Source organism: Rhizobium sp. BK529 (assembly GCF_014194105.1).
In the GTDB taxonomy this organism is placed as follows: domain Bacteria; phylum Pseudomonadota; class Alphaproteobacteria; order Rhizobiales; family Rhizobiaceae; genus Rhizobium.
The window spans coordinates 2,857,877-2,884,147 of the sequence record NZ_JACIAU010000001.1 but is presented as its reverse complement, the minus strand read 5'-3'; the positions used below and the strand labels follow the sequence as shown (position 1 = coordinate 2,884,147).

Annotated in this window: 22 protein-coding genes and 1 tRNA gene; 16 read left to right on the top strand and 7 right to left on the bottom strand. The window is 59.9% G+C overall.

The window, feature by feature from the left end:
- Positions 1-9: 9 nt before the first annotated feature.
- Positions 10-399: a hypothetical protein gene (locus FHX08_RS14505; RefSeq protein ID WP_132652727.1), complete on the bottom strand. Its 390-nt coding sequence runs from the start codon at positions 397-399 to the stop codon at positions 10-12.
- A 213-nt stretch (positions 400-612) separates the two neighbouring features.
- Between FHX08_RS14505 and FHX08_RS14500 the strand changes: the two genes are divergently transcribed.
- The 6 genes from FHX08_RS14500 to FHX08_RS14475 all read left to right on the top strand — a co-directional run bounded on the left by FHX08_RS14500 (position 613) and on the right by FHX08_RS14475 (position 8,120).
- Positions 613-2,406: an acyl-CoA dehydrogenase C-terminal domain-containing protein gene (locus FHX08_RS14500; protein ID WP_132652726.1), complete on the top strand. Its 1,794-nt coding sequence runs from the start codon at positions 613-615 to the stop codon at positions 2,404-2,406.
- Between the two features lie 99 nt (positions 2,407-2,505).
- On the top strand, positions 2,506-3,714 hold the full coding sequence (locus tag FHX08_RS14495; protein ID WP_132652725.1) for an acetyl-CoA C-acetyltransferase: 1,209 nt from the start codon (positions 2,506-2,508) through the stop codon (positions 3,712-3,714).
- 12 nt (positions 3,715-3,726) lie between these two features.
- A complete protein-coding gene (locus tag FHX08_RS14490; RefSeq protein ID WP_132652724.1) occupies positions 3,727-5,940 on the top strand; it encodes a 3-hydroxyacyl-CoA dehydrogenase NAD-binding domain-containing protein in 2,214 nt (737 codons plus the stop codon).
- A 154-nt stretch (positions 5,941-6,094) separates the two neighbouring features.
- Positions 6,095-6,442 carry a helix-turn-helix transcriptional regulator gene (locus FHX08_RS14485; RefSeq protein ID WP_132652723.1) on the top strand — a complete coding sequence of 116 codons (348 nt, stop codon included), beginning with the start codon at positions 6,095-6,097 and terminating at the stop codon, positions 6,440-6,442.
- Entirely contained in the window at positions 6,439-6,909 is a 471-nt protein-coding gene (locus FHX08_RS14480; protein WP_184327264.1) for an SRPBCC family protein, read from the top strand. The genes FHX08_RS14485 and FHX08_RS14480 overlap by 4 nt, the downstream gene beginning before the upstream one ends.
- A gap of 188 nt (positions 6,910-7,097) precedes the next feature.
- Entirely contained in the window at positions 7,098-8,120 is a 1,023-nt protein-coding gene (locus FHX08_RS14475) for an LLM class flavin-dependent oxidoreductase (protein WP_132652721.1), read from the top strand.
- Positions 8,121-8,232: 112 nt separating this feature from the next.
- Here the strand turns inward: FHX08_RS14475 and FHX08_RS14470 are convergent, their stop codons facing one another.
- Complete coding sequence (locus FHX08_RS14470; protein WP_132652720.1) at positions 8,233-9,420, bottom strand: MFS transporter; 1,188 nt, start codon at positions 9,418-9,420, stop codon at positions 8,233-8,235.
- A gap of 236 nt (positions 9,421-9,656) precedes the next feature.
- On the opposite strand from FHX08_RS14470, the gene FHX08_RS14465 reads away from it, so the two are divergent.
- The gene (locus tag FHX08_RS14465; protein ID WP_132652719.1) at positions 9,657-10,220 is read left to right on the top strand and encodes a TetR/AcrR family transcriptional regulator; all 564 of its coding nucleotides are present in this window, start codon (positions 9,657-9,659) and stop codon (positions 10,218-10,220) included.
- Positions 10,221-10,223: 3 nt separating this feature from the next.
- Here FHX08_RS14465 and FHX08_RS14460 read toward each other — a convergent pair whose 3' ends face one another.
- Positions 10,224-13,724, bottom strand: coding sequence for a PAS domain-containing hybrid sensor histidine kinase/response regulator (locus FHX08_RS14460; protein ID WP_132652718.1), 3,501 nt, complete (start codon positions 13,722-13,724; stop codon positions 10,224-10,226).
- A gap of 219 nt (positions 13,725-13,943) precedes the next feature.
- On the opposite strand from FHX08_RS14460, the gene mscL reads away from it, so the two are divergent.
- From mscL to FHX08_RS14435, 5 genes are all read left to right on the top strand, one after another.
- Complete coding sequence (mscL, locus tag FHX08_RS14455) at positions 13,944-14,381, top strand: large conductance mechanosensitive channel protein MscL (RefSeq protein ID WP_132652717.1); 438 nt, start codon at positions 13,944-13,946, stop codon at positions 14,379-14,381.
- Positions 14,382-14,503: 122 nt separating this feature from the next.
- Positions 14,504-15,670, top strand: coding sequence for a pyridoxal phosphate-dependent aminotransferase (locus tag FHX08_RS14450; protein ID WP_184327263.1), 1,167 nt, complete (start codon positions 14,504-14,506; stop codon positions 15,668-15,670).
- A 581-nt stretch (positions 15,671-16,251) separates the two neighbouring features.
- Positions 16,252-17,286, top strand: a complete 1,035-nt coding sequence (gene galE / locus FHX08_RS14445; RefSeq protein WP_132652715.1) for a UDP-glucose 4-epimerase GalE — start codon at positions 16,252-16,254, stop codon at positions 17,284-17,286.
- A gap of 109 nt (positions 17,287-17,395) precedes the next feature.
- On the top strand, positions 17,396-19,351 hold the full coding sequence (locus FHX08_RS14440) for a putative bifunctional diguanylate cyclase/phosphodiesterase (RefSeq protein WP_132652714.1): 1,956 nt from the start codon (positions 17,396-17,398) through the stop codon (positions 19,349-19,351).
- 67 nt (positions 19,352-19,418) lie between these two features.
- Entirely contained in the window at positions 19,419-20,480 is a 1,062-nt protein-coding gene (locus FHX08_RS14435) for an enoyl-CoA hydratase/isomerase family protein (RefSeq protein WP_132652713.1), read from the top strand.
- 58 nt (positions 20,481-20,538) lie between these two features.
- Here FHX08_RS14435 and FHX08_RS14430 read toward each other — a convergent pair whose 3' ends face one another.
- Positions 20,539-22,599 carry an ATP-dependent helicase gene (locus FHX08_RS14430; protein WP_184327262.1) on the bottom strand — a complete coding sequence of 687 codons (2,061 nt, stop codon included), beginning with the start codon at positions 22,597-22,599 and terminating at the stop codon, positions 20,539-20,541.
- 116 nt (positions 22,600-22,715) lie between these two features.
- Positions 22,716-22,997 (bottom strand): hypothetical protein, encoded by a 282-nt coding sequence (locus FHX08_RS14425; RefSeq protein ID WP_132653217.1) that lies wholly within the window; start codon positions 22,995-22,997, stop codon positions 22,716-22,718.
- A 159-nt stretch (positions 22,998-23,156) separates the two neighbouring features.
- Between FHX08_RS14425 and FHX08_RS14420 the strand changes: the two genes are divergently transcribed.
- A complete protein-coding gene (locus FHX08_RS14420; protein WP_132652711.1) occupies positions 23,157-23,420 on the top strand; it encodes a BON domain-containing protein in 264 nt (87 codons plus the stop codon).
- An 83-nt stretch (positions 23,421-23,503) separates the two neighbouring features.
- Positions 23,504-23,767 carry a hypothetical protein gene (locus FHX08_RS14415; RefSeq protein ID WP_132653216.1) on the top strand — a complete coding sequence of 88 codons (264 nt, stop codon included), beginning with the start codon at positions 23,504-23,506 and terminating at the stop codon, positions 23,765-23,767.
- A gap of 235 nt (positions 23,768-24,002) precedes the next feature.
- Here FHX08_RS14415 and FHX08_RS14410 read toward each other — a convergent pair whose 3' ends face one another.
- Positions 24,003-24,245, bottom strand: a complete 243-nt coding sequence (locus FHX08_RS14410; RefSeq protein WP_132652710.1) for a DUF982 domain-containing protein — start codon at positions 24,243-24,245, stop codon at positions 24,003-24,005.
- A 149-nt stretch (positions 24,246-24,394) separates the two neighbouring features.
- Positions 24,395-24,469 (bottom strand) — tRNA-Thr (locus FHX08_RS14405).
- Positions 24,470-24,623: 154 nt separating this feature from the next.
- Here FHX08_RS14405 and FHX08_RS14400 point away from each other — a divergent pair.
- Positions 24,624-24,833, top strand: coding sequence for a hypothetical protein (locus tag FHX08_RS14400; RefSeq protein ID WP_132652704.1), 210 nt, complete (start codon positions 24,624-24,626; stop codon positions 24,831-24,833).
- 115 nt (positions 24,834-24,948) lie between these two features.
- Positions 24,949-26,241 (top strand): UDP-N-acetylglucosamine 1-carboxyvinyltransferase, encoded by a 1,293-nt coding sequence (gene murA / locus FHX08_RS14395; protein WP_132652703.1) that lies wholly within the window; start codon positions 24,949-24,951, stop codon positions 26,239-26,241.
- The last annotated feature ends 30 nt before the right edge of the window (positions 26,242-26,271 follow it).

The window sequence follows — 26,271 nt, the reverse complement described above, 5'->3', positions numbered from 1 at the left end:
GAATGATGCTCAGGCGGCGACAGGTTCGCGCACGTCATCCAGCAGGAAATGCACGACCAGATAATCGGTCTTGTAGTGTCGTCCGCTGTCACTGACGCGCTCCTCCGAGCCGCCATCGGCCGGATGCCAGGGATGGTAGTGCGGATTGGTGGCGATCAGCGTCACCGCCTTGCCGGCATAGGGCCCCTCGGCCGGCCGGAAACGCATCTCGGCCAGCGGCCAGATGCGTTCATAGGTTTCCATGGAAATGCGTACCCTCAGTGCCTTGCGCGGAGCCGGCGGCTCATCATGTACAGCCAGTCTTTCGCCGTTGATCGGCTCGACAGCTACGGGTTCGATGGTCACTTCCTCCGCCGCATCGAAAACGGAATTGAACTCCGCAGGCCACGTCCTTCTCATGAAATCGCTCCTCCCAGGCTCTTTCTGCAGGTCTGAGCGAATGTAGCGCGCTTAGCCGGAGAAGGAAACGGGCAGCATTGGGTTTACCGCATCTGAATTTACTCTCATAAAATCGCGCGCGTGTAGAATTTGACGTTTACGCAAACGTCAATATTTTGTAAGAGAGTCTCACTGCCGGCGCGATCCGGTCGCCGAATTGGAGGAATTCGAACCATGCCAATCTACAAGGCCCCGGTGAACGACACGCTCTTCGTGCTCAATGATGTGCTGGGTCTCGAGCGTTACAACAATCTCCCCGGCTTTGCCGACGTCACGCCTGACATGGTCGAGGCTATCTTGGGCGAGGCGGCGAAGTTGGCCGAGGGAGTTGTGTTCCCCCTGAATTATTCCGGCGATCAGGAAGGCTGTACGCGCCTAGGCGACGGTACGGTATCGACGCCGAGGGGCTTCAGGGAGGCCTATCAGGCCTATCGGGAAGGCGGCTGGATCGGGCTTGCCGTTCCGGAGGAATTCGGCGGTCAGGGACTGCCCTATATACTGCACACCGCGGTCGGCGAATATACTTCAGCGGCCAATATGTCGCTAATGATGTATCCGGGCCTGACGCAGGGTGCCATAGCCGCGATCCTCGTCCACGGCACTGACGAGCAGAAGAATACCTATCTGCCTAAGATGGTGGATGGCACGTGGTCCGGCACCATGAACCTCACCGAACCGCATTGCGGTACTGATCTCGGCATGCTGCGCACCAAGGCGGTGCCGCAGGACGACGGCAGCTACAGGATTTCCGGCCAGAAGATCTTCATCTCCGCTGGAGAGCACGACCTGACCGATAATATCGTCCACTTGGTCCTCGCCCGCATCGAGGGTGCGCCTGAGGGCACCAAAGGCATCTCGCTCTTCATCGTCCCGAAATTCCTCGTCGGTAAGGACGGAGCGCTCGGCGCCCGTAACGGCGTTTCCTGCGGCGCGATCGAACACAAGATGGGTATCCACGGCAACGCCACTTGCGTCATGAACTACGACGAAGCGACGGGCTTCCTGATCGGCACGGAAAACCGTGGCCTGAACGCCATGTTCGTGATGATGAACGAGGCCCGTCTGATGGTCGGCCTGCAGGGCATCGCCATTTCCGAGATCGCCTATCAGAATGCCGCCAGCTACGCCCGAGAGCGCCTCCAGGGCCGCTCGCTGTCCGGCCCCAAGGCCCCGGACAAGAAGGCCGATCCGATTATCGTCCACCCGGATATCCGCCGAGCACTGATGACGATCAAATCCTTCAACGAGGCTGGCCGCGCCTTCCTGCTCTGGACTGCGCTGAAATCCGATATCGCCCATCGCGCCAGCGACGAGAAGGAACGCCAGACAGCGGACGATATTCTCGGCCTCGTTACGCCGATCCTCAAGGGCGTGATGACCGACAGGGGCTTCGATCATGCCGTGATGGCCCAGCAGGTCTTCGGCGGCCATGGCTATATCGAGGAACACGGCATGAGCCAGTATGTGCGCGATGCCCGTATTGCCATGATCTACGAAGGTGCCAACGGTATCCAGGCGCTCGATCTCGTTGGCCGCAAGCTGGCGCTGAACGGCGGCCGCGCCGCTATGGCCCTCTTCAAGGAAGTCGGCGATTTCTGCGAGGAAAACCGCAATGACGAGCAGCTGACCTTCTTCACCAAGCACCTGAAAAAGGGCTTGAACGATGTGCAGGGCGCAACCATGTGGTTCATGCAGAATGCTATGGCCAAGCCCGACAATGCCGGCGCCGGTTCAACCGATTATATGCACCTCTTCGGCCTGGTCATCCTCGGCTATATGTGGGCGCGCATGGCAAAAGCCGCCAACGAACGCCTTGCCGCCGGCGACACACGCGAGGATTATCTGAAGAACAAGCTGATCACGGCGAAATTCTTCATGGAGCGCATCATGCCCGAAACTGCATTGCGCAAGACCCGTATCGAAACCGGCGCAGACACGATGATGGAACTCGCCGCCGAAGCCTTTTGAGACGGTGCTCCCTCCCCCTTGTCGGGAGGGGTGGGGAGGGGCTTTTCTCCTCCCGTCGAGATTTGAGGCAAAACAGATTGCCGCCAGGGAGATGAGACAATGACCGAGGTTTTCATTTACGATCACGTCCGCACGCCCCGCGGCCGCGGCAAGAAGGATGGCGCGCTGCATGAAGTGCCCTCAGTCCGCCTCGCGGCAAAGACGCTGGAGGCGATCCGCGACCGCAACGGTCTCAACACCGAGACGGTCGATGACATCATCATGGGCTGCGTCGATCCGGTCATGGATGCCGGTGCCGTCATTCCCAAGGCTGCCGCTTTCGAAGCCGGTTACTCGACGAGAGCGCCAGGCATGCAGATCTCCCGTTTCTGCGCCTCCGGCCTCGATGCCGTGAACTTCGGCGCCGGCAAGATCGCACAGGGCGCCGACGATATCGTCATTGCCGGCGGCGTCGAAAGCATGTCCCGCGTGGGCCTCGGCATGTCCGGCGGCGCCTGGTTCATGGACCCTTCGGTGAACTTCCCGGCCTATTTCATGCCGCAGGGTGTGTCGGCCGATCTCATCGCCACCAAATACGGCTTTTCCCGTGACGACGTCGACGCTTACGCAGTCGAAAGCCAGAAGCGGGCCGCAAATGCCTGGAACAACGGCTGGTTCAAGAATTCCGTCATCCCGGTCAGGGACCAGAACGGTCTGACGATCCTGGCCCATGATGAGCATATGCGCCCCGGCACGGACATGCAGGCGCTCGCCTCCCTCAATCCCTCCTTCCAGATGCCGGGCGAAATGGGCGGCTTCGAAGCCGTCGCCATCCAGGCCCATCCGGAAGTCGAGCGCGTCAACTATGTCCACCATGCCGGCAATTCCTCTGGCATCGTCGATGGCGCCGCTGCCGTCCTGCTCGGCTCGAAGGCCGGGGGCGAAAGCATGGGTCTGAAGCCGCGCGCCCGCATCAAGGCTTTCGCCAATATCGGCTCCGATCCGGCCCTCATGCTGACCGGCCCGGTCGATGTCACCGAAAAGCTCCTGAAGCGGACAGGCATGAACCTTGCCGATATCGATCTTTTCGAGCTGAACGAGGCTTTTGCCGCCGTCGTGTTGCGCTACATGCAGGCTTTCGACATCCCCCACGACCAGATCAACGTCAATGGCGGCGCAATCGCCATGGGACATCCGCTGGGTGCTACCGGCGCCATGATCCTCGGCACCGTGCTGGATGAGCTGGAACGCCGCGATCTCAACACCGCGCTGGTAACCCTCTGCATCGGCGCCGGCATGGGCACGGCAACCGTCATCGAACGCGTCTAAGGGAGAGAGACGATGAGCTACACCAACTTCACCGTCGAGACCGATGCGGATGGTATTGCCCTGGTGACTTGGGACATGCCCGGCAAGTCGATGAACGTCTTCACCGAGGACGTGATGAGCGAGCTCGACGCCATCATCGATGCGACGGTCGCCGACAGCGCCGTCAAGGGCGTCGTTATTACCTCGGGCAAGTCTTCCTTTTCGGGCGGCGCCGATCTGTCGATGATCAAGTCGATGTTCGCCTTCTACCAGCAGGAGAAGGCCGCAAATCCCGACGGCGCCGCGCAAAAACTCTTCGATCTCGTCGGCCGCATGACCGGCCTCTTCCGCAAGATCGAAACCTGCGGCAAACCCTGGGTTTCGGCCATCAACGGCACCTGCATGGGCGGTGCCTTCGAGATGTCGCTCGCCTGCCACGGCCGCGTCGCCTCCAATTCGAAGAGCGTCAAGATCGCGCTGCCGGAAGTCAAGGTCGGCATCTTCCCCGGTGCCGGCGGCACGCAGCGTATCTCGCGCCTCACCGATGCCCAGTCCGCCTTGCAGATGATGACGACGGGCCAGTCGCTGAACGCTTCGCGCGCCAAGGCCATGAACCTCATCCATCAGGTGGTGGATCCAGATCAGCTGATCCCGGCCGCCAAGCAGATGATCAAGGATGGCCTGAAACCCATCGCGCCCTGGGACGAAAAGGCCTTCAAGGTGCCGGGCGGCGGCATCTGGACACCCGCTGCGGCCCAGCTCTGGCCGGCGGCTCCGGCCATCCTGCGCCGCGAAACATCAGGCAATTATCCGAGCGCGCTCGCTATCCTGAAATGCGTTTATGAAGGTCTGCAGGTTCCTTTCGATACGGCGCTGAAGATCGAGCAGCGTTATTTCACGCAGATATTGCAGACCACCGAGGCCTTCTCGATGATCCGCTCGCTCTTCATTTCCATGCAGGAGCTTGGCAAGGGTGCCCGTCGCCCGGCCGGCGTGCCCAAAACGGAACTGAAGAAGATCGGCATCGTCGGCGCAGGCTTCATGGGCGCCTCCATCGCCTATGTCACGGCCGCTGCAGGTTTCGAAGTGGTCCTGATCGACCGCGATATGGAGGCTGCCACCAAGGGCAGGGGCGTCGGCGAAGGCCTCGTCAAGGATTCCATTGGTAAGGGTCGTCTTACACAGGACGAGGGTGCCTCGCTTCTCTCCCGCATCACGCCCTCGGCCGATTACGCCGATCTCAAGGACGCCGATCTCGTCATTGAAGCGGTCTTCGAGGATCGTGCCGTCAAGAAGGCGGTCATCGAGCAGGTGGAAGCCGTTATCCCGGAAACCACCATCTTCGCCTCCAACACCTCGACCCTCCCGATCACGGGCCTTGCCGAAAATTCCAAGCGTCCGGACCAGTTCATCGGCGTGCATTTCTTTTCGCCGGTCGAAAAGATGATGCTGACTGAAGTCATTCTCGGCAAGAATACCGGTGATCGGGCACTCGCCGTCGCCCTGGATTATGTCGCAGCCATCAAGAAGACGCCCATCGTCGTCAACGATACCAGAGGCTTCTTCGTCAACCGCTGCGTCTTCCGTTATATCCACGAAGCCTATGACATGCTGATCGAAGGCGTGCCCGCGCCGATGATCGAGAATGCAGCCAAGATGGCCGGCATGCCGGTCGGCCCGCTGTCGCTGAACGATGAGGTAGCGATCGATCTCTCGCAGAAGATCCTCAAGGCGGCGGTCGCGGATCTCGGCCCTAAGGCCGTCGATGAACGCCACCTTGCCCTCATTAACAAGCTGGTCGACGAGCTTGACCGACGTGGCCGCAAGAACGGCAAAGGCTTCTACGAATACCCGGCCAAGCCCGCCAAGAAGTTCCTCTGGCCTGAGCTGAAGACCCTCTATCCGCAGAAGCCGGTCGCCGAAATCGACGTCGCCACCCTGAAGCAGCGCTTCCTGGTGACGGTCGCGCTCGAAGCCGCCCGCACCATGGAAGAGGGTATCGTCACCGATCCGCGCGAAGCCGATGTCGGTTCCATCCTCGGCTTCGGCTTCGCGCCCTATACAGGCGGTGCACTGAGCTACATCGACGGGATGGGCGTTAAGGCCTTCGTGGAACTCGCCGAAAAACTGGCCGCAGCCTATGGCGATCACTTCAAGCCAACACCGCTGCTGAAGGATATGGCCGCCAAGGGCGAGACCTTCTACAGTCGCTTCGATCCCTATCCTGCCGCCGACAAGGCAGCGTGATAGGCAAGGCGGCGCGGTCATCGGGACCGTCGCCGCCCTCACACACCGTTCATCTTTGGCCAGGCATGAGCAGGGTTTCATGCTAGGGGCACGAGGAGCGGAGTCAAAGACACTTAGCTCTTGTGCTAACTATCACATGGTGATACTTAGCCTCATGGATTACTATTCAGCTCAGCTCGATGGCATCTTCCTGGCACTTGCCGATCCGACACGCCGCGCCGTCATCAACCGTCTCGGTACCGGTCCGGCCAGTATCAGCGACCTCGCAAGGCCCTTCGACATGGCCTTGCCATCCTTCATGAAACATATCCATCTGCTGGAAGAGACAGGCCTCATCGAAACGAGGAAGCAGGGCCGCGTGCGCACCTGCACGCTGGAGAAGAAGCGTTTCGCCTTGGTCGAAGGCTGGCTTTCGGCTCAGCGCGCCATCTGGGAAGCCCGCACCGACAGGCTTGAGGCTTTCGTCACCGCCACGCAATCGAAGGAGGAAAAGTCCCAATGAATATCAATGTGAACCCCGATCTCGATCTCACCATTTCGCGCATCATAAAGGCTCCGCCGGCTGCAGTCTGGAGCGCCTGGACCACGCCGGCAAAATTCGAAAAATGGTGGATTCCCGCACCGGCGCTCTGCCGCGTCGCCACCATGGAAGTCAAACCCGGCGGAGCCCTCGTCACCGAGATGAGTGAAAATGGCGGTCCCTTCCAACATCATCTCAGTGCTTGCTACCTGGATATTCAGGACGGCCGTCGCATCGTCTTCACCAATGCACTTCTCGGCGGCTGGCGTCCCGCGCCGACACCCTTCATGACAGCCATCATCACACTCGCCGACCATCCTGAAGGCACCGATTACAATGCCCTTGTCATGCACAAGGATAAGGAGACCCGCAACACGCACGAAGAACTGGGTTTCTACGACGGCTGGGGCACGGTTGCGGCGCGACTGGCTAAGCTGGTGGAGACGTAACAGGAAGATCAGGCGATGGCCGCATGACAGACAGGGCCCTGCCGGCAGGGCGTGGCTAGCCGGCGGACGTTCGAGATGTCTCCCTCGTCTCGCGAAAGCCTCACAAATCTCTCATGAAGCGCCTATATGCCTATCCGGAATCATGACAAGAAGCGTGCAAGGCACACTTCAGTTTAGGCGGTGAAATCATGAAGAAGATCGGTTTCCTCTCGTTCGGGCACTGGACGCCCTCGCCGCAATCGCAGACGCGCTCGGCTGGCGATACGCTGCTACAGTCGATCGACCTTGCGGTTGCCGCTGAGGAACTGGGGGCGGATGGCGCCTATTTCCGTGTCCACCATTTCGCGCGCCAGCTTGCCTCGCCTTTCCCGCTGCTCGCGGCCGTCGGCGCACGGACCAGCCGCATCGAGATCGGCACGGCAGTCATCGACATGCGCTATGAGAACCCGCTCTATATGGCGGAAGATGCCGGCGCGGCCGATCTGATTTCCCGCGGGCGCTTGCAGCTCGGCATCAGCCGCGGCTCGCCGGAGCAGGTCATCGAGGGCTGGCGCTATTTCGGCTACAACCCGCCTGATGGACAAAGCGATGCCGATATGGGACGCCGCCATGCCGAGGTTTTCCTCGAAGTGCTGAAGGGCGAAGGTTTTGCCGAACCCAATCCGCGGCCGATGTTCCCCAATCCTCCCGGCCTGCTTCGGCTCGAACCGCATTCCGACGGCCTGCGCGAGCGCATCTGGTGGGGTGCGGGTTCGAACGCCACAGCCGTCTGGGCCGCAAAGCTCGGCATGAACCTGCAGAGCTCGACGCTGAAGGATGATGAAACCGGCGAAGCCTTCCATATCCAGCAAGCCAAGCAGATCCGCGCCTATCGCGAGGCCTGGAAAGAGGCCGGCCATCAGCGTGAGCCGCGCGTCTCCGTCAGCCGCAGCATCTTTGCGCTGGTGAACGATCGCGACCGCTCCTATTTCGGCTACGGCAACGAAGGGCAGGACAAGATCGGTTTCATCGACGAGAATACGAGGGCAATCTTCGGTCGCTCCTATGCGGCCGAACCCGATGCTCTCATCGAGGAACTGAAGAAGGACGAGGCGATAGCCGAGGCTGATACGCTGCTGCTCACCGTCCCGAATCAGCTCGGCGTCGAATACAATGCCCACGTCATTGAATCGATCCTGAAATACGTCGCCCCGGCACTCGGCTGGCGGTGATGACATGGGGCGACGGCATAGAGCATGTCCCACAAAAGTGTGTGCGGTTTTGCAGTAACGACATACGAAACAGGAGCTTAGAGCGTGGCGGATCTGAAGATCGCGACGCGCTTTAAGCCGTCGCTGTTTCTCTTGTCGTGCGCATCACCAGCAGCCCGGTGATGCTGACAAGCAATATGGCCGTGGCATAGATGTCCGTCGTGGTGCCGTAACCGATCGACTTGACGAGGAAGCCGGCAAGAATCGCCGGGAGGCTGAAGGCCAGGTAGCTCTGGATATAGAAGGCCGAAAGCAGACCGGCTCGCTCCTCCGGCTTGGCAAGCGGCACAATCGTACCGATCGAGCCGAGGAAATTGGTGCCGAAACCGGCGCCTGTGAAAAGCGTGCCGACAAGCAGCAGCGGCACGTTGGCGAGATGCACGCCAGCAACGACCGTTGCGATGCCGAGCGTTTGAGAGGAGACGCCGAAGACGAGATTGGCCTTGGGGCTGCGGCCACGGCGCAGGAAAACGGCAATTGCGCCTGACAGCATCAGCGCGGCGACGACTGCGCCACCCGTCAGAGGCGCCCGGCTGCCGGTGGTCGAAGCGACCAGTGAAGGCACGAGCGATAGATAGAAGCCGCCGAGTGCCCAGTTGGCAATATTGATCGGCGTCACCAGAGACAGCGGCTTTTTCACCTGTTGCGGAATGAAAATCGTTGGCTTCAGCGAGGTGAAGACGCCGGGCCGCTTGCCGCCGGTCTCCCGCGTCAGCCATACTGCAACCGCCTGCACCGCAAAACCGACAAGCAGCAGCGCATAGATGAGATGCAGCGGCTCCGGTCCGTACTGGATCAATGCGCTGGTGCCAATCGCACCGATCGCCATGCCGGAAAGCGGTGCGATAGAGTTGACGATTTGCCCCTTTGCACGGTCGATATCGACAAGGGCGGCACCCAGCGACGCACCGGCAATACCGGTTGCAAGACCCTGCACGATGCGCGCCGCGATCAGCCATTCTGCACCGCTGGCGATGGAAAACAGACCCATGGCGATGATCTCGAGCATCAGCGCGGCGAAAATGACCGGACGCCTTCCGAGGTGATCGGAGATGGAGCCCGCAATCAGCAGGGCTGCGAGCAGCGCAAAGGAATAGACGGCGAAGATCACGGTGATGAGGAAGGGGGAAACGGCGAAGGCTTCCTGATAGATACGGTAGAGCGGCGTTGGCGCCGCCGAAGCACCGAAGAAGATGGCAAGCGTCAGAGCATGGAAGCCCATGGGCGATGAATTCTTGATGGATTCGGGAGCGGCGACCATATATAGCTCCTTAAAGCTAAATCGTTGCGTTAGCTCTATCTAGGCAAGCCGAAACCTAAAAGCAAATAATTTGCATTAATGGATGTATGAAAGTTTTTGAACGATCGGTGCCGGAGCATGTCGCGCAAAAGTGTGCAGCGGTTTTGCGGTCGCGCTATGCGTAAAAGGAACCTGAAGCGTGCCAGCCGAATCTGAACGATCGCGCTCGCTTCAGGGAGGAAAAGGTTGGGTTCGAAATGGCAGTGAAAGAGAATATCCGCCCTGGGGGCAGAAGCGCCCGCGTTCAGGCCTCCGTGCATGAAGCGGTCCGCGACCTGTTGGCAAAGATGAGTCGCGCGGAGATTACCGTTCCGCTGATTGCGACGCGCGCCGGCGTGACCCCATCCACGATCTACCGCCGTTGGGGCGATCTGCAGGAATTGCTTGCCGACGTCGCCGTCGAGCGTCTGCGCCCGGACATGGAGCCGGTTGATACCGGCAGCGGCCCCGGTGATCTGGAAGCCTGGGCCGAGCAGTATGCCGAGGAAATGTCGTCCGGCCCCGGCCGTGAATATATCCGCGATGTGCTCGCGGCACAGACCGGCGACAACGCCAATAAGTGCTGCAACTTCACGCGTCAGCAGATCGAGGCGATTGCCATCCGGGCGAAGGAGAGAGGCGAGCCTTTCCCGGATGTCGACGCTGTCATGGACCGCGTCGTGGCACCCATCATGTACCGCATCCTCTTCGGCGATGTCCCGACATCGGCCCGGGTCAGCGAACTCGTCGGCCAGGTTTTCGGAGGGCGCAAGGCGGCTTGAGTGTCACTCGGCCGCAGCGCGCTTCATGCCGGAAATCTGGGTTATGTAGGCGCGTAGTGCCGCCGGGCGCACCGGCTTGTGCTGAACGGCAATACCATGCTTTTCCGCCTCGGCTCGCACTTCGAGCGTCCTGTCGGCGGTCACGAGCAGGGAAGGAATATCGATGCCGAAATGCTGCCTGAGATGCAGGATCGCTTCGATCCCGGTTCCATCGGCAAGATGGTAGTCGGCAATGACGAGATCCGGCGGCTGCCGGATGGAAAGAGCCTGCACGGCGGAGAGCGAATCGACCGCCTGCGTATCGCAGCCCCAGCCCTCTATCAGCAGCCGCATGCCTTCGAGGATCTTGGGCTCATTGTCGATGCAAAGGATGCGCAATCCCTTCAGCGGCTGGGCCGTGGCGTCGGCGGGAGGGACGGCCGCCGCAGCTTCCGCGCTCTTCGACGTATCGAGCGGCATGAGGATACGGAATTCCGTTCCCTTGCCATGCGTCGAATGAAGCTCGACCTTGTGGTTGAGCACGCGAGCGATGCGGTCGACGATGGAAAGTCCGAGCCCGAGGCCCGAGGCGGTCTGGGCTCCCTCATCCAGCCGCGCGAATTCCTTGAACACGGTCCGAAATTTCGAAGGCGGAATGCCGATGCCGGAATCCATCACCTGGATGATGACCTGATTGCCTCGCCGCCTTGCCCCGATCAGCACCTTGCCGCTGATTGTATATTTGATGGCGTTGGAAACGAGGTTTTGTACCAGTCGGCGCAGCAGGTTTGGATCGGAGCGCACCCGCAGCGACGTTGGCATCACCGTGAGCTTGAGCTTCTTTTCGCGAGCGATCGGCGCAAAATCGGTCTCGATACGCTCCAGCAGATCGGAGAGCGGCACCGCGGCCAACCTGGGGCGCATGGCGCCGGTATCGAGGCGGGAAATATCGAGCACTGCGCCGAGGATGGATTCAACCGATTCCAGCGCAGAATCGATATTGCGCACGATCGGGCCGTTTTCCGATAGCGCCATGCGCTCGACAAGTGCCGACGAATAGAGCCGGGCGGCATTGAGCGGTTGCAGAATGTCGTGGCCGGCAGCGGCAAAGAAGCGGGTCTTGCCGATATTGGCCTCATCTGCGGCCGCCCGCGCCTCGGCAAGCTCCTTGTTGACCCGGGTGAGTTCCGCCGTGCGCTCCGCCACGCGCTGCTCCAGTGTCTCGTTTGCCTGTTTCAATGCCCGGTCGGCGGCAACACGCTGGGTGATATCGGTGAAGGTCGCGACGATGCCCTTGTCCGGCATGGCGTTGGAACGCACCTCGATGATCCGTTCGCCGCCGCCGAGCACCAGGGGGAAGGGCTTGTCGAGCGTCAGGAAATGCCGCACCGCCTGAGACTGGTCGCCGGGCGCAATATCGCCGCGCTGGCTGAGAATATTGACGATCTCCGACAATGGAAAACCGACCTGGCCGGCATTTTCCGGCAGGTCCAGCAGCTGCCGGAAGCGCCGGTTCCAAATCGTCAATCGGTTGGAACTGTCAAAGACGGCAATGCCCTGGTCCATTTGCGAAAGGGCGGTCTGCAGCATGTCCTGATTATACTGCAGCGCTTCGCTCGCCTGATCGAGCAGCCAAGCCGTGTCGGAAGATGCGTCCTCGATCTTCTGCAGGATCAACGACAGCACCAGCCGCGCCGATGAGGAGCCGATGGCGCTGCCGAGAAGCTGCTCGGTGAAATGGATGAGCGCCATATCGGCCGGCTGGTCGTCCTCCAGCTTGCGGCCAGAGGTCTGCTCATAGGTCGCAAGCGAGCGCTCCATGCGCTCCTCGCCGAGATAACGGGCGATGGCCGTCTTGAGATCGCCGACGCTGATGCGGGTCTTCCAGCCGCGCGTGGCAAATTGCGAACGCGAATGCCGTTTCACGAAGATGCCGGCCTGAATTCGCTCCAGCGGCTTGGCGTTGCGGGTCAGCGAGCCGACGATGAAGGCTGCGGTGTTGACAAGCAGGCTCATCGCCGTCGCATTGACGAGCGGATCGGCATCCGGGCCGGTAAAGAGCGTCGTGCCGGGAAAGATGAAGCCGAGGAAACTGCTTGCCACATAGGAATAATCGGGGCCTCCGAATGAGGGGAGGAACAGTAGGTAGAACCAGATGATGAAGCCGGACGAGAGACCGAGGATTGCGCCGCGCGCATTCGCCCGGCGCCAGATCATGCCGCCGAAGAGGGCAGGAGCGATCTGCGCGATGGCAGCAAAGGACAGCAGGCCGATTGAGGCGAGGCCTGCCGTGCTGTCGGTCGAGCGATAATAGGCATAGCCAAGCAGCAGCACCCCGAAAATGGCGCTGCGGCGGATATTGAGCAGGCTCTTCGCGAAGTCGTCACGCTGGCTCGCAAGGCCCGCAAGCTTCCTGCGCAGGAAGAACGGCATGACGATATCGTTCGACACCATGATGGAAAGCGCCACGGAATCGACGATCACCATGGCGGTCGCCGCCGAAAATCCACCGACGAAGGTGATCAGCGAGACAACAGGCATTTGCCCTGCAAGCGGTAGAGAGAGCACGTAAAGGTCGGCATTGCCGCTGCCGCCGAAGGTGAGCAGCCCGCCGATCGCTACCGGCAACACGAAGAGATTGATGGCGATCAGATAGAGCGGGAAGAGAAAGCCGGCGAGCCGAAGCTGTTTGGCAGTGCGATTTTCGACGACGGTTACATGAAACTGACGCGGCAGCATGATGATCGCGAAGGCGGAAAGCAGCGTCAACGTGATCCAGCGGCTGAGCGGTGTCTGATAGCCAAGGGCAGAAGAGACCAGTTCATTCTCCGATCCCTTTTGCCATACGTCCGTCGGCCCGTCGAAAAGAAACCAGATGACGCAAATGCCGGCAGTCAGGAAAGCAACGAGCTTCACCATCGATTCCATGGACACCGCGAGGATAAGCCCGTCCTGATGTTCGGTCGCATCCGTGTGGCGGGTGCCGAACATGATGGCGAAGCATGCGAGCACTAGCGTGACGATCAGGGGCAGGTCGAGGAAATAGAGATTGCCGCTGCCGATGCCATAATCCGAAGGGTTGACCATGGCCGTGACCGTTGCCGAAATGGATTTAAGCTGCAGTGCGATATAGGGAATGGTGCCGATGAGGCAGATCAATGCCACGATGGTCGCGACGGTGGAATTCTTGCCATAACGCGCGGCAACGAAATCGGCGACTGAGGTCAGCTTCTCGGCCTTGGCAAGTTCGATGATGCGCTTCAAGAGCGGCATGCCGAGCGTAAAGACGAGGATCGGCCCGATATAGATGCCGGCAAATTCCAGCCCGTGGTGGGCAGCTAGGCCGACGCCGCCGAAATAGGTCCAGGACGTGCAGTAGATCGCAAGGCTGAGCGCATAGACTACAGGCCGGCCGCCTTCCGGCACGCCGAATTTCCGGCTCCGGCGGTCACCGTAGCTTGCCACTGCGAAAAGCAGCAGAAGATAACCCAAGGCAAACGCAAATATGACCCAGCCTGGAAGCATCGACCCTCCGCCGGCGGATTATCCGCCGTCCTCCCGGAACGCATTCGAGCTTAGGGCAATTCAGCAACTTTGAAAATTCCCGCGGTCTTGGTCTTAAGTTCTACGCGGAAGGGGACAGTGCCTGAATCTTTCCAATTGCCGATTGATTAATTGAGACGATGGTGTGCTAATGAAAACAATGGCATGTCTTTGAAGATGCATCAAAGGGAGACAGATCGGATGCTCAACGAATTCAAAGCTTTCATCGCTCGCGGCAACGTCATGGACCTTGCTGTCGGTGTCATCATCGGTGGCGCCTTCGGCGGCATCGTCAAATCGTTGGTTGACGATATCATCATGCCAATCGTCGGTGCGATCTTCGGCGGTTTCGACTTCTCGAACTTCTTCCTTCCGTTGTCCTCGGCGGTCAACGCGCCGACCCTTGCAGCCGCCCGCGCACAGGGCGCCGTTTTCGCCTATGGCAACTTCATCACGGTCCTCATCAACTTCTTGATTCTCGCCTGGATCATCTTCCTGATGGTCAAGGGCGTGAACATGCTGCGCGAGCAGGTCGAACGCAAGGAAAAGACTGCACCGGCAGAGGTTCCGCCGCCGCCGGCAGATGTCGCGCTGCTGACGGAAATCCGCGACCTTCTTGCTAAACGCCCGGCCGTCTGATGATGGCACGAGCCCGTCCGTTCTGGCCGGGCTCATTCATCACGAAAATCGATATGCCATCACGCATTGTCATGGGATTTGCTTTTGCAAATCCGCTATGAAAGCGTGAACCGGAGATATGCATGTCGATCATAAGCAGCCTTAGCCCGCGCGCTGTCGCAGCGCCAGAAAGCGGGATCGTCGAAGTCGTCAACTATGCCCGCGGGCGCGAAGGCCTTCTGCCGCTTTGGGTCGGCGAGGGCGATCTTCCGACTCCGGATTTCATCAATCAGGCGGCCATGCAGGCACTCGCTGCCGGCGAGACGTTCTATACCTGGCAGCGGGGTATCCCCGAACTGCGTCAGGCGCTATCGGATTATTATCTCAGGCATTTCGGCATCCGGCTGCCATCGGAGCATTTCTATGTGACCGGTTCCGGTATGCAGGCGATCCAGATCGCCATTCATGCAATAACCTCGCCCGGCGACGAATTCGTTTACCTCACCCCGGCCTGGCCGAATATCGCAGCCGCTCTCGAAATCGCCGGCGCGCGTTCGGTCGGTGTAGAGCTTCAGTTCGAAGGCGGCACCTGGACGGTCGATCTTGGTCGTATCGAGGCGGCGATCACGCCGAAGACCCGTGGTCTCTTCATCAACACGCCGTCGAATCCGACGGGATGGACTGCAACGAAAAAGGATCTGAGCGACATCCTGACGCTGGCGCGCAAGCATAATCTCTGGATCATGGCTGATGAGATCTATGCGCGTTATTTCTATGCCGGCGGACGCGCGCCGTCCTTCCTTGATGTCATGGAGCCGGGCGACAAGGTGATGTTCGTCAACTCCTTCTCCAAGAACTGGTCTATGACCGGCTGGCGCGTCGGCTGGATCGTCGCCCCGCCGGAAACCGGACAGGTGCTGGAAAACCTGATCCAATATTCGACCTCGGGTGTCGCCCAGTTCATGCAGAAGGGCGCGGTCGCTGCCCTCAACGAAGGCGATGCCTTCGTTCAGTCGAATATCGACAAGGCAACCCTTGCCCGCGATATCCTCTGCGATGCGCTGATCGCTACCAACCGCGTCCAGACGCTGAAGCCGGATGGCGCGCTTTACGCGTTCCTGAGTATCGACGGCGTTAACGACAGCCGCAAGGCGGTGATCGATATCGTCGACAAGACCGGTGTCGGCCTCGCACCTGGCACAGCCTTCGGAGCAGGCGGCGAGCGTTTCCTGCGCGCCTGCTTCCTGCGTGATCCCGCGCAGGTCACGGTCGCGGCCGAACGGCTCTGCGACTATATTCTGAAGATTTAAGCTGAGCGGCGCATCGCTTCCGGCAGGACCGGAAGCAGCGTCACATTCCGCCCCTCGACGATGATGACTTCGCCGTCTCTGAGCGGTTGGAAGGGCATGTTGGCCTCCCCCAGGCCTTTTCAGCCGCTTCAGCTTCATCATGGTCAGAGCAGCGCGCTCCGGCCGGAATGAAATCCAGAGTCCTATGCATCAGCCGGACATTGGGGCAGAAACAGAAAACCCCGCACGTGTCCGGCCGGGTTGGGTCGGGTGAAATGAACAGTTTCAGGTCACAAGCCGACGCCTCCACCGCAAAGGGTGGTCGTCACGCCCATCGTCATGGCCTGGAACGCGAAGTTGTTCATGGCGCCAATTTGCCTCGTCGCCTGCGTGATGTCGACGAACCTAGAAAGAGGGGATCGAAGCCGTTTTGCCCCGAAAATCGGTTGGTCGATAAAATTGTAGCAGAGGCTGAAATGCGCCTCTAACCACATCTCCAAACATACTGGCCGCAAAGCCTTTCCGGGGCCTTTCGATAATAAAATCGGAAAGGAAAAAGCCGTTCTGATGCTCCCGAAAAAGATAAAACAGGGAATGCAGACATGGCGGTTCTGGTTACAGGTGGGGCTGGATATATCGGCAGCCACATGGTTTGGACGCTGCTTGATTCCGGTGAAGACGTCGTCGTACTTGACAGCCTCTCCACCGGGTTTCGCTGGGCCGTAGCGCCGGCGGCGCGCTTCTATCTCGGCGATATTGCCGATCCCGACGTTCTGAAGAAGATCTTCATCGAGAACGATATCGAGTCGATCATCCATTTCGCCGGCTCTGCGGTTGTGCCGGTCTCCGTCTCCGATCCGCTTTCCTATTACGACAACAATTCCGGCAAGACACGCGTGCTGTTGAGCGCTGCAATCAAGGCCGGTATCCGCAACTTCGTCTTCTCCTCGACCGCCGCCGTCTATGGTCAGCAGAAGAGTTCCGCTCCGGTCAAGGAGACGGCGCCGCTCAATCCGGAAAATCCTTACGGTCAGTCCAAGCTGATGACCGAAATGATGCTGCGAGATGCCGCCGCCGCCTATGATTTCGATTACGTAGCGCTACGCTACTTCAACGTCGCCGGCGCCGATCCACAGCTGCGCGCCGGGCAGTCCACGTCGGGCGCGACCCACCTCATCAAGGTCGCCTGCGAAGCCGCGCTTGGAAAGCGCGACAGCGTCGCCGTCTATGGCTTCGACTACCCGACCCATGATGGCACCGGCGTGCGCGACTATATCCACGTGAGCGACCTGACTGCAGCACATCTGAAGGCGCTTCAGCATCTGCGCAAGGGCAGAGGTCCGCTGGTTGCCAATTGCGGCTATGGCAACGGTTATTCCGTGCTCGATGTCCTGAACATGGTCACCCGCCTGAACGGCCACTCCTTCAAGATCAACATGGCGCCGCGCCGGCCGGGCGATGCCGCAAGCGTCGTCGCCGACCCAACGCTTGCACGCCGCGTGCTGGACTGGGTGCCGCAGCATGACTCGCTCGAAACCATCGTCCGCAGTTCTCTCGATTGGGAGCTCTTCCTGATGAACAAGAGTGTCGACGATCTGCACAGCATCCATCGCGCGCTGGCTGCGGCATCCTTCTGAGTCGCAACTGAACATTTACCTTCCGGCGTAGGGGCGGGTGGCCTGACGTTACGTGAGTAAGGAATAATCAAGATTTCTCTGGCCCGGTTCAGCCAAGGGAACAGGAATCATGAAGAACTTCATAGAATCGTTACGGCTGCAAAAGGATAATCCGAAGTTTCTGGTGGCGCAGTTCAAAGCTTTGTCATCACAGATTCCGATTCTCTACGTTCTTCTTGTTATCAATGCGCTGGCGGTGGCTATCACGCACATCAAGTCGGCGCCTCTCTGGCTTTCGCTCTACATTCCCGTCGGTCTTAGTATCGTCTGCGTTTTCCGTCTCTGCTGGTGGGAGATATTAGGCAAGGAAAATGTCACGCCCGAGCGCGCGTTGCGGCTGATGAAGGTCACGCTGATAGGCGCCACGATCCTAACGATCGGCTTCGGCGGCTGGGCTATCGCCCTCTATCAATATGGTGACGCCTCGCAGCAGGGCCAGATTGCCTATTTCCTCGTCGTAACCGGCATTTCCTGCGTTTTTTGCCTGATGCATCTGCCGCTCGCGGCGGCAATCACCACAGTCATTACCTTCACGGCCATGGTCGTGACCTTCCTCTTTTCCGGCAATCCGGTTTTCGTTGCCACAGCGGTCAGCGGCCTTTTCTTGGTGCTGCCCTTCCTGCGTGTCATCAACAGCTACTTCCAGAATTTCGCGCATCTGGTCCGGCTCGCAGAAGAGCTCAAGCAGAAGCAGGCGGAAGCGGAGGAACTGAACCTCGTTAACAGCCGCAATGCTCTGCAGGATCAATTGACAGGCCTTGCCAACCGCCGAAGCTTCTTCCTCTCGCTCGAAAAGATGCTGCAGAAAAATCCGGCTTCACCGCCCGTTATCGGCATCATCGATCTCGATGGCTTCAAGCCGGTCAACGATGTCTTCGGCCATGCCGCCGGCGATCTCGTGCTGAAAGAAACGGCACGCCGCTTCGTCTCTCTGGTCGGCGACCAAGGCATCGTGTCGCGCCTCGGCGGCGACGAGTTCGGTATCATCTTTCCCTGCAATATGACGCTCAGAACCGTTTCTGATCTCGGCTTTGCTCTATGCGCGACCGTACGCGACCCATATGAAATTCCCGACGGTTCGGTGCGTGTCTCCGGCTCCTGCGGCATCGTCTATCCGGAAGCGGGCGACTACATCGCCGAAGATCTCTATGAAAAAGCAGACTTCGCCCTCTATCAGGTGAAGAGCAAGCGCACCGGCGGTGTTGAACTCTTTTCACCCGAGCATGAAAAGATCCTGACGCAGCGATATCTCATTGAGCTCGAATTGCAGGCGGAGAATTTTGCCAAGGAGTTGAAGCTCGAATATCAGCCGATCGTTGAGCTGCGCAGCGGCGGCGTCGTCGGTTTTGAGGCGCTTGCACGCTGGGACAGCGCGCGCTTCGGCCGTATCAGCCCGGATGCGTTCATTCCCGCGGCAGAGCGCACCGCCGTGATCGGCCGCATGACCCGCATCCTATTTGGTCAGGCGCTCGACGCGGTGAAGATCATGCCGTCACACTTGCGCCTTTCCTTCAACTTGTCGGCCCGTGATATCTGTGATCACGAAACATCGATGGCCCTGCTCGCCATGATCAGGCGTTCTGGTGTCGATCCGAAGCGCATCGAATTCGAGATCACTGAGACGGCGCTGCTCTCAGACTTCGACACAGCCGATCAGGTGATCGGTGTGCTGCGGGCGGCCGGCATCTCGATTGCGCTTGACGATTTCGGTACGGGCTATTCGAGCTTGAGCCACATCCACCGCCTGGCCTTCGATAAGCTGAAGATCGACAAGGCCTTCGTGATGAATTTCGATCGCGATGCGCGCTGCATGAACATTACCCGCTCCGTCGCCAATCTCTGTCAGAACCTCGGAATCGCCTCCGTCGCGGAAGGTGTGGAAAGCGAAGATGTCGCGGACTCGCTGAAGGGCCTCGGCGTGCGCCTGGCTCAGGGCTACTATTTTTCCCGGCCGCTGCCATTGGAGCTGGCGATCGACTATGCCGTCAGACGCGACGCCAACGTTTCGCAGTCCCTCTCAGCCTGATTGAACAACCGCCCACTGGAACCTCGGCCCAACCCCGTTTATTCATAGGGCAGGAGCGAGGTGGACCATGGATAACAGGAATCAGAGCGAAGTCATCGTTGAACGACGCGGTTCAGCCGGCCTCATCCGGCTGAACCGACCAAAGGCGTTGAACAGTCTGACGATCCCGATGGTACGCGCGATTGCTGCCGCCCTTGATGAGTTCACGGAGGATCGCTCCGTGACGAGCGTTGTCGTGATGGGCGAGGGGGAGCGCGGCTTCTGCGCCGGCGGCGATATCCGCGCCATTCACCTGAGCGGACGTGCTGGCGATGGCCTGGCGGAAACCTTCTGGCGCGAAGAGTTTCGTCTCAACCACAGGATCGCTTCCTATCCGAAGCCTTACGTGGCGTTGATGGACGGCATCACCATGGGCGGCGGCGTCGGGCTTTCCAGCCACGGGCGCCACCGTGTCGTCACCGAGCGCACCCGCCTTGCCATGCCCGAAACCGGCATCGGTTATTTCCCTGATGTCGGCGCCACCTGGCTGCTGCCCCATATGCCGGGTGAAAGCGGCACATGGATGGCCCTGACCGGGCTCGATATCAATGCCGCCGACGCAATCCATGCCGGGCTCGCCGATTTCTATATGCCGTCCTCGCGTCTCGAAGAGGCGGTCCGGCGCCTCGCTGATCTGCCTGTGGGAGGTTCGTCGGACGATGTGGACGCCGCTCTGCGGGCTCTGTCGGATCAACCGGGCGAGGGCAGGCTTCAAGCCAATGCCGCGACGATCGACCGTGCCTTCCACTTCAATCGCGTTGAGGACATCGTATCGGCTCTTGCTCAGGAGGAGGGCGAGTTCGCCGCCGAGACCCGCCGCGTGATGCTCACACGTTCGCCAACTAGCCTCAAGCTCGCCTTGCGGCTGCTGAGAGCCGGGCGCCAGAGCCGCACGCTTGCCGAATGCCTGGCCCGCGAACTCGGTGCCTGCATGCATATTCTGCTCGGACCGGATTTTTACGAGGGCGTCCGTGCTGCGGTCATCGACAAGGACCGAAATCCGAAATGGTCGCCGCCGACGATCGCCCTGGTCAACGATGAAATGATTGGCCGTTTCTTCGAACCGGCCAAACCGCCGCTTTCGCTCTAAGCTTCTCTTAACGCAATTCTGCTCAGAAAACCGCCTCGTACGCCTCCCGGGGAGCGTTTTAACGCCACATCCCGCGCATGCGCGCGCCGACGTCGATACGCACCTGCCGTGCCTGCTGTGCTGCTCCCGTATCGGCCTTCACCTGCGGCCAACCGCAGACTTCGAAGAACTGCAGCAGCGTGGCCGGAATGAAGCGGCTGCGCGATGCGTAGACATGCCGGTCGCCCTGCGAATTTTGCCCGTAGGTGAAGAAGCGCTGCGGCACGACGAGATCAAGGCTATCCTTGGCGCGCGTCATCGCCACATAGAGCAGCCGCCGCTCTTCTTCGATTTCGGCCGTGGTGCCGACGGCGAGATCGGAAGGAATGCAGCCGTCGATGACATTCAGCATGAAGACCTTTGTCCATTCCTGCCCCTTGGCCGAATGTATGGTTGAAAGGATGAGATAATCCTCATCGAGCAGCGGGACACCCGCCTGGCCGGAGGTTGCATCGGGTGGATCGAGCGTGAGCTCTGTCAGGAAGCGCTCGCGCGAGACATAGCCACCAGCAATCTGCTCGAGCTGTATGAGATCGGCAAGCCGGGCGCTCGCGTCCTCATGCAGCCGTTCCAGATGCGGCTCGTACCATTGCCGCACCAGTTCAATTTCGGCAGGCCAGCCGGCCTTGCCGGTTTTCAGCTCTTGCATCGTGGAAACGAAAGAGGTCCAGTCGTCGCCCGAGCGCGGCGGCGCAGGCATGGCAGCAAGCGCGTTTATCGGGCTCGCATTGTCAGCCATTTGGTCCAGCATCTTCTGTGCAGTCGAAGGGCCGACACCCGGCAGGATCTGCATCAGCCGGAAGCCTGCTACCCGGTCGCGCGGGTTCTGAGCAAAGCGCAGTGCCGCCAGCATGTCCTTCACATGCGCGCTGTCGAGGAATTTCAGCCCGCCGAACTTTACGAAGGGAATGTTGCGGCGAGTGAGTTCGACTTCCAGCGGACCGCTATGATGTGAGGCGCGGAAGAGCACGGCCTGGCTTTTCAGCTTCACGCCTTCTTCGCGATTGTCGAGAACCTTGTCGGCCACGTAGCGCGCCTGATCGTTCTCGTCGCGCACCGTTACCAGCCGCGGCCGCTCCGGCGATTCCCGTTCCGTCCAAAGGTTCTTGGTGAAGCGCTCCGAAGCAAGGTCGATCACCGCATTGGCCGCGGCAAGGATCGGCTGCGTCGAGCGGTAGTTGCGGTCGAGCGTGACGATATTGGCGGCCGGGCTGAAGGAGGCCGGAAAATCCAGAATATTGCGCACTGTCGCTGCGCGGAAGGAATAGATCGACTGCGCATCGTCGCCAACGACCGTCAACCCCAGGCCGGTGGGCTTCAGCGCAAGCAGGATCGAAGACTGAAGTTTGTTCGTGTCCTGATACTCGTCGACAAGCACATGATCGAAGCGGCTGCCGATATCCTCGGCAATCATCGGTTCCGCCACCATCTGTGCCCAGTAGAGCAGCAGGTCGTCGTAATCGAGTACATTCTGGCTCTGCTTGGCCTCGACATAACAGGCGAAAAGTTCGCGAAGCTGCTTTTCCCAAGTGGCGCACCATGGAAAAGCGTCACGCAGCACCAGCGGCAGTTTCGTTTCCGAATTTACTGCACGCGAATAGATCGCAAGGCAGGTGCCTTTCGTCGGAAAACGGCTTTCGGTCTTCGAGAAGCCGAGCTCGTGACGCACGAGATTCATCAGGTCGGCGCTGTCTTCCCGGTCGTGAATCGAGAAGGCCGGATCGAGGCCGATCTGTTCGGCATAGTCGCGCAGGAGCCGCGCACCAACGCCATGGAACGTGCCGCTCCAGGCCAGGGCATCGGCCAATATGCCGGAATTCTTACCGAGAACCTCGCCGCAGATGCGTTCGACGCGCCGGCCCATTTCGGCTGCCGCCCGGCGCGAAAAGGTCATCAGCAGGATGCGGCGCGGATCGGCGCCCTTGAGGATGAGGTGGGCGACACGATGGGCAAGCGTATTCGTCTTGCCCGAACCGGCGCCGGCGATGACCAGGAGCGGCCCGGCCACATGACTTCCGTCAATGAGAGTGCCGTGCTCCACGGCCATCCGCTGCTGGGGATTGAGTCTTTCGAGATACATCCAGCCGTCCGGTTGGGCCTCGCGAGAGAATCAGCGCCCGCGAATAAAAATCAGATGTTCTTTGGATGTTCTCGATTGGCTCTGCTGTCAAGCGGGCGTGGTGGACGCATGGTGCGCTATTGCGGAAAGTCCGGCACGACATCGCGGCGCGTCAGCTTCAGGCTACGGTCGGGCTGGAGGATGTAGGTTTCGTAGACGTGCTCGCCATACTGATTGTAAAAGTCGTTATAGACGGCGCTGCCGATCGGCGACTTGGTCAGCTTCGTCCGCGGCTGCCCACCATAGGTGATGCTGCCGGGAATGGGCTCCAACGCAGGCCCATCCGCCGCAGAACACCCGGCTAGCAGGGCAGCAGCCAAAAGAGTCGTGGCAAGAAGAGCAGGCACCAGCAGTTTCATCATCGTCTCCTCAGACGGCGATCACAGAGCGGCGGCTGACACCTCCAGCGCGCGTTCGAAGCACCACCACCCTGACGACTATGCATCGCGCCGGCAATGCGTGGCAACAAAACGTCGTCTTCTTGCGTTAAATCCCATTAGCCGATCTCAGGGACGGTCATGGTGCCGCGGTTTCACATCTCGCCAACCCAGGAGGAAGCCTGGATAAAGGGCCATAATACGGCCGCTATACGCGCGTCCGTGGAAAGCGCCCTGCATGCCGAAGCCGGTCTCGATGCTGCCGAAATCATCGTCTCCACCGTCGGTCCCTACGTCATCCTCGAGGGCTTTGTGCGGCAGTGGGGTGATAGCGAGCGGGCTCTGGCGATTGCCGAGGCCATTGTCGGAAGTGGTTATGTTCATTGCCGCATGTTGGTGAGGTAAATCACGCCTAGGAACAGGATTTTTCAAGGAACCAACTTCCCGTCTCACGTGTTGAAGAGCTGATTTCAAGACTGGAGACAATGATGCAAACGCTTATACGCCTGTGGGTTGCCGCCCTCCTGCTCGGGTGCAGCGCCTTTGCTGGCTCCGCCTCCGCCTCACTCGAGACTGATATGAATTATTCGGCCCTGCCGAAGGACCAGATCGGACTGAATGAATATACCAGCGCCGCCGTCTGTAGGCCCGCCGAACCGCATTACCTGCCGTCCTTCATCCGTACCGCCGATGGCACAATCATCGGAGTTGGATATCTTCAGATCCAGGATGAGAATACTTCGGGTTGCTGATCGAATATTCGAAGTTTCTTTCGGACGAGGCTCGCCTGCAGTCTCCCACAGAGGGTGACGAGCCCCTAACCATCATCATGATGGCTGGCGTCGTTCTATTGATGAACAGCTGAGTGGCGCAATGTCTTTGGGGACAAAGCCTCGCGCGAGCTCTGTGCAGGGTTAAGTGAAAATTAAATATTGCTCTGTTTCGGAACGGATCGGACCTTTATTGTCCAATACCGCCGTCCAAAGCTTAATGCACTTTAAGCTTTGCTTCCTGGGCGGCCGCCACGAACTCCGCGCGGGCCTCCTCAACGCTCTTGCGGCCATCGAGCGCGGCGCGGCAAACGCTGCGTGCCCTAAGATATTGCAATCCGCGTGCGGCAGGCCAGAGATCGCTAAGGCAGGCCAGTGCGTCAAACGGTCCGTTAACTGTGCGTGCTCCCGCCTCTTCGAAACCCACCTTGATCGGACTATTCCAGCGTTCAGTTGCCATCGACGCTCCTCCAGCATATCTCGATAGAAACATTGACGAAGCCTTCGAGTTCCCTCCGCGAAGACTTCAGAATGCTAATATTCTAGCGAGATTTTTGCCGGCAGCAATGGCGCCGATGGGCGCGAGGGAATAATGCTAAGGGAGAAAACTGGTGCTGCCGAGTGGGATTGAACCACCGACCTCACCCTTACCAAGGGTGTGCTCTACCACTGAGCTACGGCAGCAGGACCAGACGCGTGAAGCGGAAACGCTCAATTCGCGTGAACGGGGCGCCTATTGCCACAGCTTCGGCAGGAGCGCAAGCCGCAATTTCCAACTTCTCTGGGAATAACGGATGAGGCACTTTTGGAATGGCGCGAATCCGGTTAATTCTGGGGAATGACCGAAGAGACTGAAAAGGCCCGGCAGAGCCGGAAAGCGGCCATAGAGGCCCAGGCGGCATTGCGCCGGGAACGGGCGGCCGAAAAGCTGAGAGAAAATCTTTCAAAACGCAAACAGCAGGTGCGCGCTCGCCGATCCGGCCGGGCGGACGAGACGAATGGCCTGCCCGCTGCAAAAAAGCCCGCCGCAAAAATGGACGAATCGTAATGTTCGGTCCGCGACGAATTGAAGCGTCATGGGATTTGCTCTAAAGACCCCCACCTCTTGCCTTGCCCCCACAGGCAACACTTTCAGGAAAGGCGGGCCTCGCCCGTAAGTGCACATGGATCGTATCAGAATTGTCGGCGGTAATGAGCTTAATGGCATCATTCCGATTTCCGGCGCCAAGAATGCCGCGCTGCCGCTGATGATCGCCTCGCTTTTGACGAGCGATACGCTGACGCTCGAAAACGTGCCTCATCTTGCCGATGTCGAATTGCTAATGCGCATCCTCGGCAATCACGGTGTCGACGTTGCGGTCAACGGCCGCCGCGAGCGCCAGGAAGATTCCTATGCCCGCACGATCCATTTCACCTGCCGAACCATCGTCGATACGACCGCTCCCTATGAACTGGTTGCGAAGATGCGCGCCTCCTTCTGGGTCATCGGTCCGCTTCTGGCTCGCGAGGGCCATGCCCGCGTTTCATTGCCGGGCGGCTGCGCCATCGGCACGCGCCCGGTGGATCTCTTCATCGAAGGCCTGACAGCACTCGGCGCCACGATGGAGATCGACGGCGGCTATATCAATGCCAAGGCACCGCAGGGCGGTCTCATTGGCACGCACTACACCTTCCCGAAGGTTTCCGTCGGCGCGACCCATGTGCTGATGATGGCGGCAACGCTTGCCCGCGGCACAACCGTTATCGGCAATGCCGCCCGCGAGCCTGAAGTCGTGGATCTCGCCAACTGCCTGAACGCCATGGGCGCCAAGGTTTCCGGCGCCGGCACGTCGACTATCACGATCGAAGGCGTCACCTCGCTTTCCGGTGCGCGCCATCGGGTGTTGCCGGACCGCATCGAGACCGGCACCTATGCCATGGCTGTTGCCATGGCCGGCGGCGATGTCGTGCTCGAGAATACCGATGTGGTCCTCTTGGAAACGGCGCTGGAAACGTTGCGCCGCGCCGGAGCGGAGATTTCGTCGACTAACAATGGCATGCGCATCAAGCGCAATGGAGCTGGTATCCAGCCGGTCGATATCGTCACCGATCCTTTCCCGGGTTTCCCGACCGATCTGCAGGCGCAGTTCATGGCGCTGATGACCCGCTCTTCCGGCATCTCGCATGTTACGGAAACGATCTTCGAAAACCGGTTCATGCATGTGCAGGAGCTTGCCCGACTAGGCGCGAAGATTTCGCTGTCGGGCCAGACGGCGAAGATCGAGGGTGTAGAGCGGCTGAAAGGCGCCCCTGTCATGGCGACTGACCTGCGCGCCTCCGTTTCCCTCGTCATTGCCGGCCTTGCGGCCGAAGGCGAAACCATGGTTTCCCGCGTGTATCACCTCGATCGTGGTTTCGAGCGGCTGGAAGAAAAGCTCACCCGCTGCGGCGCCATCGTCGAACGCGTCAGCGAATAAGAAAGGGCGCTTCTACGCCCTTTATCCCGG

Excerpts from the sequence above, each read along its gene's own strand:
- FHX08_RS14505 (WP_132652727.1), bottom strand. The coding sequence starts at position 399 with ATGAGAAGGACGTGGCCTGCGGAGTTCAATTCCGTTTTCGATGCGGCG.
- FHX08_RS14435 (WP_132652713.1), top strand. The coding sequence starts at position 19,419 with ATGGATAACAGGAATCAGAGCGAAGTCATCGTTGAACGACGCGGTTCA.
- FHX08_RS14480 (WP_184327264.1), top strand. The coding sequence starts at position 6,439 with ATGAATATCAATGTGAACCCCGATCTCGATCTCACCATTTCGCGCATC.
- FHX08_RS14410 (WP_132652710.1), bottom strand. The coding sequence starts at position 24,245 with ATGGCAACTGAACGCTGGAATAGTCCGATCAAGGTGGGTTTCGAAGAG.
- mscL (WP_132652717.1), top strand. The coding sequence starts at position 13,944 with ATGCTCAACGAATTCAAAGCTTTCATCGCTCGCGGCAACGTCATGGAC.
- FHX08_RS14465 (WP_132652719.1), top strand. The coding sequence starts at position 9,657 with ATGGCAGTGAAAGAGAATATCCGCCCTGGGGGCAGAAGCGCCCGCGTT.
- FHX08_RS14420 (WP_132652711.1), top strand. The coding sequence starts at position 23,157 with ATGGTGCCGCGGTTTCACATCTCGCCAACCCAGGAGGAAGCCTGGATA.
- FHX08_RS14430 (WP_184327262.1), bottom strand. The coding sequence starts at position 22,599 with ATGTATCTCGAAAGACTCAATCCCCAGCAGCGGATGGCCGTGGAGCAC.
- FHX08_RS14495 (WP_132652725.1), top strand. The coding sequence starts at position 2,506 with ATGACCGAGGTTTTCATTTACGATCACGTCCGCACGCCCCGCGGCCGC.
- galE (WP_132652715.1), top strand. The coding sequence starts at position 16,252 with ATGGCGGTTCTGGTTACAGGTGGGGCTGGATATATCGGCAGCCACATG.
- FHX08_RS14475 (WP_132652721.1), top strand. The coding sequence starts at position 7,098 with ATGAAGAAGATCGGTTTCCTCTCGTTCGGGCACTGGACGCCCTCGCCG.
- murA (WP_132652703.1), top strand. The coding sequence starts at position 24,949 with ATGGATCGTATCAGAATTGTCGGCGGTAATGAGCTTAATGGCATCATT.
- FHX08_RS14470 (WP_132652720.1), bottom strand. The coding sequence starts at position 9,420 with ATGGTCGCCGCTCCCGAATCCATCAAGAATTCATCGCCCATGGGCTTC.
- FHX08_RS14485 (WP_132652723.1), top strand. The coding sequence starts at position 6,095 with ATGGATTACTATTCAGCTCAGCTCGATGGCATCTTCCTGGCACTTGCC.
- FHX08_RS14450 (WP_184327263.1), top strand. The coding sequence starts at position 14,504 with ATGTCGATCATAAGCAGCCTTAGCCCGCGCGCTGTCGCAGCGCCAGAA.
- FHX08_RS14460 (WP_132652718.1), bottom strand. The coding sequence starts at position 13,724 with ATGCTTCCAGGCTGGGTCATATTTGCGTTTGCCTTGGGTTATCTTCTG.
- FHX08_RS14490 (WP_132652724.1), top strand. The coding sequence starts at position 3,727 with ATGAGCTACACCAACTTCACCGTCGAGACCGATGCGGATGGTATTGCC.
- FHX08_RS14415 (WP_132653216.1), top strand. The coding sequence starts at position 23,504 with ATGCAAACGCTTATACGCCTGTGGGTTGCCGCCCTCCTGCTCGGGTGC.
- FHX08_RS14425 (WP_132653217.1), bottom strand. The coding sequence starts at position 22,997 with ATGAAACTGCTGGTGCCTGCTCTTCTTGCCACGACTCTTTTGGCTGCT.
- FHX08_RS14440 (WP_132652714.1), top strand. The coding sequence starts at position 17,396 with ATGAAGAACTTCATAGAATCGTTACGGCTGCAAAAGGATAATCCGAAG.
- FHX08_RS14400 (WP_132652704.1), top strand. The coding sequence starts at position 24,624 with ATGACCGAAGAGACTGAAAAGGCCCGGCAGAGCCGGAAAGCGGCCATA.
- FHX08_RS14500 (WP_132652726.1), top strand. The coding sequence starts at position 613 with ATGCCAATCTACAAGGCCCCGGTGAACGACACGCTCTTCGTGCTCAAT.